This is a genomic window from Saccharothrix obliqua (assembly GCF_019375475.1).
Classification (GTDB): domain Bacteria; phylum Actinomycetota; class Actinomycetes; order Mycobacteriales; family Pseudonocardiaceae; genus Actinosynnema; species Actinosynnema obliqua.
The window spans coordinates 599,085-613,182 of sequence record NZ_JAHXGQ010000003.1 but is presented as its reverse complement, the minus strand read 5'-3'; the positions used below and the strand labels follow the sequence as shown (position 1 = coordinate 613,182).

Genomic DNA, 14,098 nt, shown 5'->3' with positions numbered 1-14,098 from the left:
TTCGCCGTCCGCGCAGGTCGGAACGCGCACCGCGACCGCTTCCTGTGATCGGTAGGAGGCCGCCGCGCCGGAGGCTGGGCACCATGAAGATCCCGTACGGAGAACCCGTCCAGGGCACCCCGTCCGTGCACTTCCCGGTGGCGCCCTACGAGACTCCCCGCCGCCGGTCGCCCGGCCTGCTGGTGCTCGCCCCGGTGGTGTTGTTCGCCCTGCTGTTCTTCGGCGGCTCCTACCTCGCGATGCCGGAGCCGACCGCGGAGGCCGAGTCGGGTATCGGCTTCGCGGCGGTGGACGGCCGCGAGGTGGTGCTGACGCCCTACCGGCGCGACGGGGCGCGGGGGATGTTCCAGCTGGTGTTCCGGGACATGTTCCAGGTGCGGTTGGCGGCGCTGGACGTGGCGAGCGGTGCACGGCTCTGGGACGTGCAGCTGTCCGACGAGCTGGTGTGGGAGGCGGCGGTGCTCGCGGCCGGCGACCGGTACGCCTACGTGGCCACCGAGGACGGCCTGGTGATCCTGGACGTGCGCGACGGTTCCCGCATCGCCCAGCACGACGGCATCGACGGCCTGCGCGACTCGTACGTCGCCGCGCGGTGGGCGTACCGGTTCGACCGGGACAACCACCGGGTCATGGCGATGGCGGGCACCGGCCAGGTGTTCGGCATCCCGCTGGACTCGGCGACCGCCACGCCCGTCGAACCGGAGACCGCCGCCCGCTGGGCGGGCCTGCTGACCGCCGGCGCGCAGACGCCCCGGCGCGCCCTGCCCTCGACCCGGGTCGAGTACGCGGGCGGGCAGGTCGAGCTGGCCGCCCGACCGGACCTCGGGCCCGGCCAGGTCCTGGTGAAGGTCGCGCCGGACGGCGGCCGGACGCCCGTCGGCGGCGCCGTGTTCCACAACGCGGCCATCGTCCCGACCGGCACCGGTGACCGGGTGCTGGTGGTGCACCACCGGGGCGTGAACGACACCGGTCGGCAGCTCAGCGCGGTCGACCTGGCCGACGGGCGGGTCACCGGCGCCGTGCCGCTGGAGTCCGCGTCCGCCGGCGAGGCCGCCGCGAGCCCGCGCGGCACCACGGCGATCGGCGTCGGCGGTGTCGTCGCCACCCTCGCGCCGGACGGCCGCCTCACCGCGATCCGCCTCGGCGACACCGACTTCTTCGGCTCTCCCTCCGGAAAGGACGCACCATGAAGGCACTGGCCTGGACGATGCTCATCGTCGGCGTCATCTGCACGATCGGCTACATCGCGCACGGCCTGACCGGTGACGAGTTCTCCTGGCTGAACGGGTGGATGGCGGGCCCGATGCTGCTGGTGTTCTTCGTGCCCTCGCTGTTCCGCGTCGCGCGGATGATGGACGGCGTGTCCGCCTCCGGCCGCGTGCACCGGGTGTTCCGGGACGCGCCGATCGGCATCGGGCGGGTCGTCGGCGTCGCCCGCACCGGGCTGAGCGTGAACGACCGGCCGCAGTTGGAGATCCGGCTGGAGGTCGACACCACCGACGGCCGGACGCTGCCCGCCACCGCGCGGGAGCTGGTCGACCTGACCGACCTCGCGGCCGTGCAGGTCGGCAGCACCCTCCCGGTCCGCTACCTGCCGGACGGCCGGGCGTCGATCGCCGCCGACGCGCCGCCGCACGTGCTCCAGGACGCGCTGGACCGGGTGCAGCTGGCGAAGGGGCTGGTCACCGAGAAGCAGTTGCACATCGCGCGGGCCGGCGTCGACGCGCAGGCCGTGGTGCTGGCGATGAACCCGACCGGCGAGGTGCGGCTGGACCGCTCGGTGGTGCGGCTGGCGTTGCGGGTGACCCGCCCGGACGGCAGCCGGTTCGACGTGACGCAGGAGAAGGCCGTGCCGCCGACGGCCGTGCCGCAGTTGCAGGCGGGCTCGGTGGTGCGGGTGAAGTACCTGCCGCACGACGAGTCCGAGGTGACGGTGCTGACGCGCCTCGTGCCGTGACCGCCGGGCGACGGCGCCCCGGTCGGAGTTCCCGACCGGGGCGCCGCGGTGTGGTGTGCTCAGCCCCCGAAGGGCTTGAGCAGTTCGTCCACAGTGGACACTTGACCGTTCTTCACGACGATCCGCACGTCGGCCAGCGCGGTCACGTCGCGGGACGCGTCGCCGCCGGTGACCACGAAGTCCGCGAGCTTGCCCTCCTCCACGCTGCCCAGGTCGCCCTCCACGCCGAGCTGCCGCGCGGGCAGCAGGGTCGCGCTCTGGAGCACCTGGAACGGGTTGACGCCGTACTTCGCCATCGCCCGCAGGTTCAGGTGCAGGGCGACCGCCATGGTGTCCAGCGGCGCGTCGGTGCCGGCGAGCACCGTGCCGCCGGCGGCGAGCAGCCGGGTGATCGTGGTGACGTCCCGCTTCGCCTGCTCCGGCGAGCCGTCCAGGAAGCCGCACGGCCCGCGGCCCTGCGCGCAGAGCACCTTCGCGTGCAGGGTCTGCTGCTCCTGCCCGGTGTAGAGGGTGCGCACGCGCCGGTCGTTCTCGATCGCCGGGTCGTCGGCCAGCAGCGAACCCGCGCTGAACAGGGTGGTGGTGAACGGCATGTTGCCCCGCGCGGCCAGCTGGACGACGTCGTCGTACACGCCGGCGAACGACGAGTCGCGGGCGAACCCGAAACCCCACTTCGACGGCCCGGTCAGGTGTTCCTTCATGTCGACGCCGTGCGCGATGCCCGGGTACAGGTAGTGCGACGTGGTCGGGATGCCGAGCCCGTGGGCGTGCCCGGCGACACGCGCCTGCCAGTCGAACGGGAACCGCTCGTAGGTCTTCACCAGGTCGTAGTCCAGCGCCTGCACGCGGGACAGCTCCAGGCCGAGCTGCTGCTCGCCGCGCACCGGCCGGGCGAACTCCCAGCCGACCCGCGAACCCTCCAGCATCTCGCCGGTCATGAAGAACCGGGGTCCGGTGCGGGCGTTCGCGTCCAGCGACTCGCGGTCCTCCAGCGCCCGGTACGCGGGGTCGCCGGTGGAGCGGGTCGACGTGATGCCGAACGACAGCAGCAGCCTGCCCAGCCGGTCGCCCACGAACCGCGACCGCATCTCCTGGTGGACGTGCATGTCGACCAGGCCGGGCGTCACGGTCAGGTCGCTCGCGTCCACGTACTTCCAGCCCGCGAGGGCCCGGTCCGGGCGGTGCGGCTCGATGCTCGCAATCCGGTTGCCCACCACCACGATGTCCACGTCGGTGCGCACTTCGGCGTGGCGGCCGTCCCACAACCGGCCGGCGCGGATCACCAGGCGGGTGTCCGGGTTGTCCCGCCGGTAGGTCAGCGGCACCGGCACGTCACGCGCCTGGCCGTTGTCCACCGCGGTCAGCCGGAGGCGGCCGTTGCTCAGGTACAGCAGCGTGTTGCCGGGTCCCCAGCTCGGCGCGTCGCTCACCTCGCGGGTGACCTGCCGCGCCTTGCCGGTCGGCGTGCCGGTCGCGTCCACCGGCAGCACCCAGAGCGTGCTGTCCATGGAGAACGCGAGCAGCCGCCCGTCCGGCGACCACACCGGCCCGTCGTCACCACGCGTGGACACCGAGCCGAGCGGCGCGGGCTCGACCGTCTTCGTCGTGCCGGACGCCAGGTTCACCAGCAGGATCTGGTTGCGCTCCGCCACCGACGTGGTCAGCGCGAGCGTCCGGCCGTCCGGCGACCAGCTCGGCCTGCCCGGCGCGTTCTGCGCTCCCAGCACGCGGGTCGTCGCACCGGACGCCAGGTCGAGCTTGAGCGTCTGCGCGTTCTGGTCCTGGAACACGAGTGCCCGGCCGTCGGGCGACCAGGTCGGCGCGACCTCCGCGCCGGGCAACGACGTCAGCCGCTGTTCCCGGCCGTCGGCCACGTCGAGCGCGTACAGGTCCATGGTGCCCGCTTTGTCGGAGGCGTAAGCGATCCGCTTGCCGTCACGCGACCAAGCGGGATCGGTCTCGGCGTAGCGGTCGCGGGTGAGCTGCTTCGGCGTGCCGCCGACCGGCGTCAGCCACAGGTCGTTGAGCGCCTTGAACACCACCGACTTGCCGTCGGGCGCGAGGGCGGGTCCGGCGATGCCCCGCACCTGTCGCGGGCGCTCGCTGTCGAAGTCGTACGCCTTGCGCTCGTACTTGTCGCGGTGCAGCGTGAAAGTCGCCTTGAACGGGATCACGCGGGACGCGCCCGTGTCGACACGCGACGTGACGACGTGGCCGTCCGCGCCGTAGACCACGTCGTTCGGCGACGTCCAGCGCGGCGGGAACGGGAACGCGTCGCGGTGCGGTCCCACTTGGCGCACCGCGCCGCCCTCGTACACCTGGAGCGTGCGCCCGCCCTGGCCGGCGCGCAGGAAGGCGAGGCGCTTGCCGTCCGGCGACCACGAGGGCGCGGCGATGAAGCCCGCCGCGGCGGGCACCAGGGTGGTCACCGCGCGGGTCGCCAGGTCGACGCGTTCCACCGCGTTGTTGTGCACGTAGGCGATGGACTTGCCGTCCGGCGACCACGTCGGGTGCGTCTCGGCGGACGTCGCCGAGGTGATCTGGGTGAGCTGCCCGGTCCGCACGTCGACGGTCCACACGTCCTCGGTGCCCTTGCGGTCCGAGGTGAACGCGATCCGGTTGCCGTCCGGTGACCAGGCGGGGTACATGTCGTCGAAGTCGCCCCGCGTGAGCGTGCGGGGGTCGCTGCCGTCCGCGGCGACGGTGCGGATGTGGAACATGCCCTCCGCGAAGGACTGGATGGCGATCCGGCTGCCGTCCGGGGAGAACGCGGGCCAGTAGGGGTCGAGGAGGTCGCCGCCGATGGGTTCGGCCGTGCCGCCTTCCCGGGGCAGCCTGAACAGCTGGCCCTGGAGGTCGAGGACGAGAGAGCCGTCGCGGGGCGACACGGTCACCGCGAGGTTCGTGCCCTCGCTGACGGTGACCCGCGTCGGGTCGGGCCGGGCTTCGGCCGCGGTGGCCGACGACACGAGCAGGGCGCAGGCCAGGACAGCGCCGCCGAGTCGCCGGTGGTTCGCAGTACGCATACCGGAATCTCCTTGCGCGGTCGCGTCCCCGCGCCGGGGGCGACGGTCCCGGCACGGGGGCGTCGAGGTCAGAGTCCGAACGCGAGCAGCACGTTGCCGTGGTCGCTCGGGTAGGAGGGCCAGTAGCCGGACTGGACGTAGAGCATCCCGTCCGCGACGACCGCGCCACCGTTGCCGGAGATCGCGCTGCCGCGCCCGGTCAGGCCGTTGACGCCGGTGAAGTCGCGGATCGTGTCGAACTCCCACCGGATCTTGCCGGTGTTCGAGTCGTAGACCCGCATCTTGCCGTCCACGCTGCCCTCGTAGACCAGACCCGGGCTGCTGGAGACGGCGGGGGTGTGCGCAGGGACGCAGACCTTGGGGAACTGCGCCGCGCCGCCCGTGGTGCACCCGTCGGCCGGGTTGGGCGTCTCCCACAGCACGTCGCCGTTCTCCGGGTCGAGCGCGAACACCGCGCCCGGGTTGCCGAAGTTCGTCGCCATGTACAGCCGCCTGCCGTCGAAGCTGCTGCCCCACTGGATGCCGCTCAGGCCACCGCCGGGCATGGGCTTGGACAGCTGGCGCCGCCACTGCACCTCACCGGTGCGGGCGTCGAACACGTGGAACACGCCGCTCTTCTGGCCGACGCCGACGAGCGTGCGGCCCTTGACGTGGAACACGGTGGGCGTCGCGCCGATGTCGTAGTCCAGCGCGGTGCCGTCCTTCTGACCGGGGCAGTAGCCCTCGGAGTCGGGGAAGCCGCACAGCAGCCGCCAGGTGTCGGCCTTGGTCACCTGCTGCTTCCACTTCACCCCGCCGGTGCGCGCGTCGAGCGCCAGCAACGAGTCGAAGTCGCCCGTGGTGCCCGAGTAGAGCTGACCGGTGCCGACGTAGAGGGTGTTGGTGCGCTGGTCGACGACCGGCGAACTCCACACGCCCGCGCCGGACGGCTCGTAACGCGTCGCGCCGCTCGGCCACGTCCCGACGGCCTTCGGCTCCGGCGTGGTGAAGTAACGCCACACGAGTTCGCCGGTGTCGGCGTCCAGGGAGTCGATGTGGCCCCGGAACGTGCAGCACGGGTAGTTCTTGTCGGGGTTGATGTTCTCGCCGCTGGACGCGCCGAGGTAGATCCGGCCGTCGTGGTAGAGCGGCGAACTGGTGTGCATACCTGCCACGTGCGGTTCGGTGTCCTTCTGCCACACCAGGCGGCCGGTGCGCTGGTCCAACGCGTACACGTGGCCGCCGTTGTCGCCGAAGTACACCTTGCCGCGGGCCACGGCCGGCCCGTCGATGACGACGCCGCCCGCGTTCACCGAGGACAGGTCGAACGTCCAGCGCGCCGCGCCCGTCTTCGCGTCCAGCGCGTGGAATTTGCCGTCCGGGCTGCCGAAGTAGATGCCGCCGTCCACCACGGCGGGCTGGCTCTTCGCCGGAAATCCGTTCTTCGGATAGGCAAAAGCCCACTTCAGCTTGAGCTTGCCCGCGGTCCACGGCGTGATGCGGCGTTCCGCCGCGTTGTAGCGCGAACCGGACTTGTCGCCCTGCCAGCTCGGCCAGTCACCGGACCGGTGCCCGCCGGGCGCGTTGCCGCTGGCGGAGGTCGCGCCGCCGACCAGCAGCGCGACCACGCCAACCCCTGCGAGGATGCGATGTTTCCGTTTGAACACAGGCACGTCCACTTCTGCTCAACTGGCGGCCTGCACTCAACGTAGTGGGCTTCCCCGGTCTCCTCTTGCTCCGAACAAACCAAATCGCGAAACGAGACGAGTTAGCCCCGTTCGGACAGATAGCGGGCAGCGGTGGCCCGCAGGCGGGAATGCACCCCGTCAAATACCACAGCACCCGGCAGGATGTCCTTGGGCAGTTTCGCGAGCATCGTGTAGTTCGTGTCCACGACGTTGCCCGCGGGCGCGAGCCCGGCCTGGCTCACCAGTTGGTACGCGTCCAGCGGCGCCAGGCCGAGCAGTTCGCCCGCCCAGCCGACCAGGTCGTGCTGGCTGATCCGGAACGCGTCCTCCAGCGGCCGGGCCGTGCCGGTCGACATGAGGTGGGTGTCGTTCTCCAGCCGGGGCCACGGCGTCGTCGCACCCTTGATCAGGTCGACCACGACGACGGTGGACATGGCGGCTTCCACGGCCGTGCCGCACACCTCGCCCTCGCCCTGGCGGCAGTGGCCGTCGCCGATGGAGATCAACGCGCCCGGCACGTTCACGCCGAAGTACGCCGTGGTGCCCGCGCGCATCTCCGGGGTGTCCATGTTGCCGCCGTGCGCGCCCGGCGTGATGCTCATGATCACCTCGTTGGCGGCGGGCGCGACGCCGACCGTGCCGTGCATCGGGTCCAGCGGCAGTTCCACGGAGAAGTCGCTCTCCCGCGCGTGGAAACGGCACACGCCCTTGGCGGTGTCCACGTCGTACAGCCACACCCGCTCGGGCAACGGGTCGTGCAGCATCGCCGTGGTGTGCGTCGTGGTCAGCGCGCCGAAGTGGGGGAACGTCGTGGACACGGCCCAGTCGCGGGTGGGTCGGATGTCCACGAAGTGCACCGCGACGGTGTCACCGGGCTCCGCGCCCTCGACCGCGATCGGCCCGGTGACCGGGTTCAGGTAGGGGAACTCGCACACCCGGCTCGGCAGGTCGTCGACACCGCGCACCGCGCCGCCGAAGCAGTCCTCGGTGGTCAGCTCCACCACGGTGCCGGGCCGGACGGTCAGCAGCGGCTCCCGCCCGCCGAACGCGTACCCCAGGTCGCCCCGTTCCGGGTGCAGCGCAACGACCTCGATGCTCACTTGCCCTCCTCGTTTCCACCGATGCCGGACAACGCCGGCCGCCGGCCCGCGATCAGCAGGCCGATCAGGACCGCCGCGCCGACGGCCAGCCACACGAAGCCGACCGTCTGCGCGGCGACCTTCGCGTTGATCACCACGTACGCCAGGATCGCGAACCCGATGGCGGGCGCGACCAGGTGCTTCCACCAGTCGCGGCTGCGCCGCCGGATCACGTAGTGCGCGACGACGGACACGTGCAGCACCAGGAACGCCGTCATGGCGCCGAAGTTCACCAGTGAGCTGAGCAGCGTGATCCCGTCCTCGCGGGACTGCATGTACAGGCCCAGCACCAGCGACACGCCCGCGACCAGCAGCGTGGCGTTGACCGGCACGCGCCGGGTCGGGTGCACCCTGGCCAGGAACTTCGGCAGCTGCCGGTCACGCGCCATGGCGAACAGCAGCCGCGACGTGGCGGCCTGCGCCACCAGGGAGTTCGCGAAGCCCCAGGACACGGCGGTCGCGGCGGCGGTGAGCGTGGCGAGCCAGCCGCCACCGGCGACGCCCGCCGCGTCGTAGAACGCGGTGCCGCCCGCGTCGCCCTCGGCCAGCAGCTTGTCGGGGTCGGGCACCAGCAGCGCGGCGACCCACGTCTGCACGATGAACAGCAGGCCGGTGACCACCAGCGCGGCCACCATGGACCGGCCGATGGCGCGTGCCGAGTCGCGGTTCTCCTCGGCCAGCGTGGAGATGCCGTCGAAGCCGAGGAAGCTGAGCACCGCGATGGACACCGCGCCGAACACCAGCGGCCACGAGAACGTGCCGCTGTTGAACAGGGGGTCGAAGCTGAACCCGCGGCCCTTGCCCTGGGCGAGCGCGACGACGCCGATCACCAGGAACACCGCGAGGATCAGCAGTTGCGCGACCAGCATGACGCGGTTGACCTTGGCGGTCATCTCGATGCCGAGGTAGTTGACGGCGGTGTTCAGCAGCACGAACAGGATCAGCCACAACCACACCGGGACGGCGGGCAGCAGCGAGTTCATCGCGATGCCCGCGATGAGGTAGAGCAGGCCGGGCACCAGCACGTAGTCCAGCAGGATCATCCAGCCGGCCAGGAAGCCGACCGGCGCGCCGATGCCGCGTCCCGCGTAGGTGTAGACCGAGCCCGCGATCGGGAACGCCTTGGACATCTGGGCGTACGAGCCCGCCGTGAACAGCATGGCGAGCATCCCGATGGCGTAGGCCAAGGCGACCATGCCGCCGGAACCCTGGAACACGCTGCCGAAGATGCCGAACGGCGCGATCGGCACCATGAAGATCAGCCCGTACACCAGCAGGTCCTTGAAACCCAGGGACCGCCGCAGTTCCTGGGTGTAGCCGTACTGCTCCAGGCCCGGGTCTTGCGCCATGCCGTCCTCCTGCCGCGCGGTGGTGCGGCGAGCCTAGACACGTTGCTTCCATTTGGAAAGGTTCCGATCGGAAGCGGATCCGGCTGATCACCACCCGTGGCGGAGCGGCGCGACGACGGTGAGGTCCAGCCCGTCCGCCCGCGCCAGGAAGCCGCCCGCGCGTGGCGGGCCGAGCGGCGCGGCCGACCACGCGTGCCGGTTCGCGGTCGCCAGCAGCTCCGCCGCGCCCGCCTGTGCCCGGTCGGCGGTCAGCCGGTCCGCCCGCGCCAGGGCGGCCACCAGGTGCACGCCGTCGTAACAGCCCTCGGCGTACGCGTCGAGCACCGGGGCGCGTCCGCCGAACAACGCCCGGTGCCGTTCCGCCAGCGCCACCCGCCGCTCGTCGCCCTGGCCGGCGAACGACCGCATCGCCGCGTACAGCCCGCCTGTGTCGTCACCGCCCGCCGCGAGCAGGCCGTTCTCCTCCAGCGAACCGGACAACCGCACCACGCGTCCCGCGAGCGGCGAGGCCGTGAACACCCGGTTGAAGAGGGCCAGATCGCGGCCGACCAGGCTGAGCAGCACGGCGTCCGGGCGGACCTCCGCCAGCTCCGCGACGATCCGCTCCGCGTCGACCTCCGGACCCGGGAACGGAGCGAGCCGCGCCGCCACGACCTCCGCGCCCACGGCACGCACGATGCCCACCGCGGCCCGGTGCACGGCGCGTGGCCAGATGTAGTCGCTGCCCACCAGCGCCCACCGCCGCAACCCGCGCCGCGCCACCAGCCAGCGGACGGCGGGCGCGAGCTGGCGGGCCGGCGAGTCGCCGAGCAGCACCACGCCGGGCCGCCGCGCGCCGCCCTCGTGCGGTGGCGTGAACACGTAGGGCACGCGCCCGCCGAGCGCCGCCTCCAGCGCCCGGTGCACGTCGCTGGTGTGGAAGCCGACGAACCCGTCCACCAGCCCGACCAGCGCGGACGCCTCGGCCGCCACCTCGTGCGGCAGCCGGCCCGCGTCCACCAGGACCAGGTGCACCGGTCGGCCCCGGACACCGCCGGCCGCGTTCAGCTCGGTCGCCGCCAACGCCGCCGCGAGCAGCCCCGAGGGACCGGTGAGCCCGAGCGCGCCGGACAGCGGCAGCAGCAGCCCGAGCCGCAGCACGTCGGGGTCGGGCCCCGTCAACGCCACCTCCAGCCGGTCGCGCAGCACCGCGCGCACGACCGCCGAGGAATCCATGGTCGGACAGTATGCTCGCCAGCGAGTCCCACCCGGCGAAAGGCGCGTCATGCCTGATCAGCACCACACCCTCGCCCGCGCGGACTTGGTCGACCTGCTCACCCGCGCGCAGCGCGCCCTGGTCCGCGCCCTGGCCGGCGCGCTGGAGGAGGAGGGCGTCACGGTGGACCAGTGGCGGGTGCTCCGCGCCCTGGCCGCCGAGGAGCGCTCGATGGGCGAACTGGCCGCCGCCCTGGAGATCCCGCACGCCACGCTGACCCGGACCGTCGACACCCTCGTGGACTCCGCCTACCTGTACCGCTCCCAGTCCGCGGAGGACCGCCGCCGGATCTCCGTCCACGTCTCCGACCTGGGTCACGTCAAGCTGCGGCGCCTGGAGTCCCTGGCCGCGGCGCACGAGCGCGCCCTGGCCGACCGGGTCGGCCGGCACACCGTCGTCGACCTGGCCGGGATGCTGCGCAGCCTGGTGTAGGACCGGTCAGCGCGCCTTCGGGCGCTTGTAGCCCCACGTGGCGGTGTCCGTGAAGCCGAGGATGCTGGTGCCCGACGTGTCAACCCCGACCCGCCCCGCCTTGGCGGCCAGCGGGGGCACGTAACGAGTCGGGCGTGGCTTTGCGTTCATGACCATCCCCTTCCACCCGCGACAGCCGGCACGACCGCCGCACCACCTACCATCGGCCGCCCGCGGCACGTGGCGCAACGACGTCCCACCTGAGACTCCCGGGGTCCAACCGTGTGGGTGGTCGCCCTCACCGGGAGCAAGCAATGCCCACCCCGTCCGGGTGTCCGCTCGTCTCGGCTGGTTGTCGGGGCGACCACCCCGGCATGTCCTAGGCGGCCCTGCGACGTGCGCTACCGCCTTGCTTCGCCACGAACGGGATGTCCGCGAACTGCAAGCTGATCCCGTCGACCGACAGGTCGACGCGGAGGCGCAGCAGTTCCACCATCGAGAGCGTGAAAAGCGTCTTCACGTCCCACTTCCGCCCGGCGATCGCCAGGACCACCACCCGCGGGCGCTCGGTCACCCGCCGGCTGTCGTCGAGCAGGTGGACCTTGGCGTCCAACTGCGCCATCGCGGCCGCCTCCACCCGCTGCGCCCAAGCCGACACCCTGACCTGGGTGAACAGGTGGCTCGCGGCCGCCGCTCGGGCCAGCCACTTGACGTGCACGATCTCGTTGCCCGGCCCGATCACGTCCGCCAGTTCGAACCTCGGGTGCATCGGTGTGTGCGCGAAGCTTTTGTCGAGGCACAGGTAGCCCGGCTGCCGCGCCACCCGCTCGCAGTACCGGTGCTCGTCGTCGCTCTTCCCGGTCGGCGTCCACAGCGGGAAGTCGAGCGAACTCCGGTTCACGAGCAAGTCGGCGACCTGCTCCCGCACCCGGTCGGCGGCGTCCTCCCCGATCTCGTACCACCGACCCTGGTGCAGGCAGTACGTGTTGCCGTCGATCACCGTTTCGAACGCGATCCACTTCTCCATCGGGATCGGGCGGGTCAGCGACTCCTCGCCGTGCTCGTCCGCGCAGGGCGTCAGGCGGCTCTTGCGCAGCTCGCTGACGCGCGTGGACTCCGAGATCGCGGCGAAGCGCTCGACGAGCACCGTCGCGTCCAGGTCGGCGTCGAGCGCGAACGGTCCGGAACCACCCACGCCGTCGGAGTAGTACGAGTTCGCCTCGTCCACGGCGGCCACCGCGGTCGTCGGCAGGCAAAGGCCGAGCGACCCGAACCGGTCGTCGCCACCGAGCGCGACCGCGAGGCGGTCCTCCAGCCCGGCGATCAGCGGGCTGCTGGTCCGCAACGGCCTCACCTGCGAGATCAGGCGCAGCGGCGAGCCGTCGTCGCTCTCGTCCACGATGCGGCAGATGGCCTTGATGTCGGCCACGAAGGTCTCCGGGGCGTTGCCGACCTTGATCGCCAACGAGTCACCCGCCCGGATCTGGTACTGCCGACCACCCGTCGCCTCGTGGTAGGTCATCCCCTCCAGGCTCGCCTTGCCCGTCAGCCCGGTGACCAGTTCACCCACCGGGTCGACGCCGAACCCGGCGACGGGACTCCCGGACGGGAACGACGTCCGGCTGACCCGCGCCGACAAGTCGAGCCTGCTGCTGGTCACCGTGCGGAGCTCGGCCGGGTCGAGCCTCCGGATCGCGTAGAGGAGGCCGAAGCCCTCGTCCAAACCGGAGTCGTCCAGCAAGTGGTGACCACCTCCGTAGGTGGCGACCACCACCCAGCGGCCCACCGGCAGCACGATCACGGCAAATGGCGTGGTACCCACGAGGTCCACGTTCTCGTCGATGACGTGCGTGTAGTCCTTGTGCCAAGCCGGCGCGCCGGCGGGCCGGACGCCCGCGATGGTGTACGCACGAACACCATCAATAGCGACGTAACCCTCGCGTTGGATGATCAGGCCAGCGATGAAAGGTACGTACTCAGGCAGGGGGCGACCACCCCTATAACGGTGCAGTGTCACCTGGGCACACGGCAGCGGCTGGCGGCTCATGGTTATTTCGAAGTCCTTGTCGTGAGGCCGGACACGCGCACAGGCCGGTCCGGGAAGTCGAGTGCGCGCACTGCCCGCTTTCGGGGCGCGGGCATCGCACGGCGATGGACGGGAATCCGACTGGTGTCGGATTCCGGACAGCGGCAGGCGTCTGACGCCGGGCCGCGGGGTCAGCGGGACGGCTCGGCGGCCGATGCGCGGCAGTCGGATGAGCACCGGACCCGACATGCGGACGGGGTCAACGGACCTCCCGCGAACTCGCCTCCGACCTGGGAGACCGCGGCACTCCGGTGCGGCGCCACGCTCTCCGACCGAGACCATCCGTTCGGGATTCGTCAATCGCGGTGCCTACACCTGTAGACGGCACTACACTCAACGGCAGTTCCTCCAACGGTCTTCCGGTTGCAGACCCGGGATCGACAGGGCTGGGACTCACGCGGCCCCCTGTTGGCGCAGGGGGCCGCACTCCTGCCCGGGCGTCAACTCCGGACAGGGATGTCCTGAAGTGTGCCGGACCGCGCGATCGGAAAGCCAATGCCGAGCAGTGCCGCTCGACAAACGGCGGCCGTGCTGCGTCGAACGGCCTCGGACCGTTCAGCGCAACCAATCAGCACGCATCATCCAGCGCTGATCCCCGGATACGCCGAAGTGCACCACCGATTAGTCCGCACTCACAAAATTCGCTGCGGTAAGGAATAAATACCTGCCAGCGAAAGCGGAAGGCCCGTTGTCGGCAACGGGGACCGCGCATTCCGCATCCGGGCCGGCGTGGGGAGGAGCCGGCGCTCAGTTGCCCACGGCCGACGTGACGCGGGGGGCTCGGACGACCAGCACGCCGTCCAGCAGCCACGCCTCGACGTGGTCCACGTCGACCTCCGCCGGCAGCGTGGCGCGGTAGTAGCAGCCACGGGGGCCGCGGACGGTGATGGCGATGCGGGCGCGTGGCACGGGGAGGCCATCTGGGCGCACGTCGTGGTCGTGCACCTCCACCGCCAGGTCGTGCGAGGCGACACCGGGCAGTTCGGTCGCGAACAGGTACGCCTGCGCGGTCACCACGACGTCCACGGACGACGGGCAGCTCTCGTCGGCCGACACGTCCCAGGTACGGCCCAGGGTGCGACCCATCCGGTCCCACCACACGTCCATCTCGCGCAACGGCCCCGGTTCGGCGGGGACGCCCCGGCGCACGGTCAGCCACTCCACGACGCCACCCCCGTTCGGTGGACACCACAAGTAGCGGGTACCCA

General features: G+C 71.7%; 11 protein-coding genes. 3 read left to right on the top strand and 8 right to left on the bottom strand.

Features of this window, described 5'->3' with window-relative positions; translation table 11 throughout:
* Window positions 1-83 precede the first annotated feature (83 nt).
* Window positions 84-1,190, top strand: a complete 1,107-nt coding sequence (locus KZQ38_RS12350; protein WP_219441324.1) for a PA2928 family protein — start codon at window positions 84-86, stop codon at window positions 1,188-1,190.
* Window positions 1,187-1,957 (top strand): hypothetical protein, encoded by a 771-nt coding sequence (locus KZQ38_RS12345; protein WP_219441322.1) that lies wholly within the window; start codon window positions 1,187-1,189, stop codon window positions 1,955-1,957. Before KZQ38_RS12350 ends, KZQ38_RS12345 begins: the two co-directional genes overlap by 4 nt.
* 59 nt (window positions 1,958-2,016) lie before the next feature.
* Here the strand turns inward: KZQ38_RS12345 and KZQ38_RS12340 are convergent, their stop codons facing one another.
* The 5 genes from KZQ38_RS12340 to KZQ38_RS12320 all read right to left on the bottom strand — a co-directional run bounded on the left by KZQ38_RS12340 (window position 2,017) and on the right by KZQ38_RS12320 (window position 10,353).
* Window positions 2,017-4,983 (bottom strand): amidohydrolase family protein, encoded by a 2,967-nt coding sequence (locus KZQ38_RS12340; RefSeq protein ID WP_219441320.1) that lies wholly within the window; start codon window positions 4,981-4,983, stop codon window positions 2,017-2,019.
* A gap of 68 nt (window positions 4,984-5,051) precedes the next feature.
* The gene (locus KZQ38_RS12335) at window positions 5,052-6,590 is read right to left on the bottom strand and encodes an outer membrane protein assembly factor BamB family protein (RefSeq protein ID WP_308258357.1); all 1,539 of its coding nucleotides are present in this window, start codon (window positions 6,588-6,590) and stop codon (window positions 5,052-5,054) included.
* A 140-nt stretch (window positions 6,591-6,730) separates the two neighbouring features.
* Window positions 6,731-7,750: an acetamidase/formamidase family protein gene (locus KZQ38_RS12330; protein ID WP_219441318.1), complete on the bottom strand. Its 1,020-nt coding sequence runs from the start codon at window positions 7,748-7,750 to the stop codon at window positions 6,731-6,733.
* Window positions 7,747-9,138: an APC family permease gene (locus KZQ38_RS12325; protein ID WP_219441316.1), complete on the bottom strand. Its 1,392-nt coding sequence runs from the start codon at window positions 9,136-9,138 to the stop codon at window positions 7,747-7,749. Before KZQ38_RS12325 ends, KZQ38_RS12330 begins: the two co-directional genes overlap by 4 nt.
* Before the next feature lie 87 nt (window positions 9,139-9,225).
* Window positions 9,226-10,353, bottom strand: coding sequence for an ABC transporter substrate-binding protein (locus KZQ38_RS12320; protein WP_257901211.1), 1,128 nt, complete (start codon window positions 10,351-10,353; stop codon window positions 9,226-9,228).
* 49 nt (window positions 10,354-10,402) lie between these two features.
* Between KZQ38_RS12320 and KZQ38_RS12315 the strand changes: the two genes are divergently transcribed.
* On the top strand, window positions 10,403-10,825 hold the full coding sequence (locus KZQ38_RS12315; protein WP_257901210.1) for a MarR family winged helix-turn-helix transcriptional regulator: 423 nt from the start codon (window positions 10,403-10,405) through the stop codon (window positions 10,823-10,825).
* A 6-nt stretch (window positions 10,826-10,831) separates the two neighbouring features.
* Here the strand turns inward: KZQ38_RS12315 and KZQ38_RS12310 are convergent, their stop codons facing one another.
* The 3 genes from KZQ38_RS12310 to KZQ38_RS12300 all read right to left on the bottom strand — a co-directional run bounded on the left by KZQ38_RS12310 (window position 10,832) and on the right by KZQ38_RS12300 (window position 14,054).
* On the bottom strand, window positions 10,832-10,975 hold the full coding sequence (locus KZQ38_RS12310; RefSeq protein ID WP_219441309.1) for a hypothetical protein: 144 nt from the start codon (window positions 10,973-10,975) through the stop codon (window positions 10,832-10,834).
* Between the two features lie 208 nt (window positions 10,976-11,183).
* A complete protein-coding gene (locus KZQ38_RS12305) occupies window positions 11,184-12,821 on the bottom strand; it encodes a TIGR04141 family sporadically distributed protein (RefSeq protein ID WP_219441308.1) in 1,638 nt (545 codons plus the stop codon).
* Between the two features lie 816 nt (window positions 12,822-13,637).
* Window positions 13,638-14,054: an Hsp20/alpha crystallin family protein gene (locus KZQ38_RS12300; RefSeq protein ID WP_219441307.1), complete on the bottom strand. Its 417-nt coding sequence runs from the start codon at window positions 14,052-14,054 to the stop codon at window positions 13,638-13,640.
* Between the last annotated feature and the right edge of the window lie 44 nt (window positions 14,055-14,098).

Bases quoted from the DNA above. Each gene is read 5' to 3' on its own strand.
- KZQ38_RS12325 (WP_219441316.1), bottom strand. From the start codon at position 9,138: ATGGCGCAAGACCCGGGCCTGGAGCAGTACGGCTACACCCAGGAACTG.
- KZQ38_RS12350 (WP_219441324.1), top strand. From the start codon at position 84: ATGAAGATCCCGTACGGAGAACCCGTCCAGGGCACCCCGTCCGTGCAC.
- KZQ38_RS12310 (WP_219441309.1), bottom strand. From the start codon at position 10,975: ATGAACGCAAAGCCACGCCCGACTCGTTACGTGCCCCCGCTGGCCGCC.
- KZQ38_RS12315 (WP_257901210.1), top strand. From the start codon at position 10,403: ATGCCTGATCAGCACCACACCCTCGCCCGCGCGGACTTGGTCGACCTG.
- KZQ38_RS12340 (WP_219441320.1), bottom strand. From the start codon at position 4,983: ATGCGTACTGCGAACCACCGGCGACTCGGCGGCGCTGTCCTGGCCTGC.
- KZQ38_RS12345 (WP_219441322.1), top strand. From the start codon at position 1,187: ATGAAGGCACTGGCCTGGACGATGCTCATCGTCGGCGTCATCTGCACG.
- KZQ38_RS12320 (WP_257901211.1), bottom strand. From the start codon at position 10,353: ATGGATTCCTCGGCGGTCGTGCGCGCGGTGCTGCGCGACCGGCTGGAG.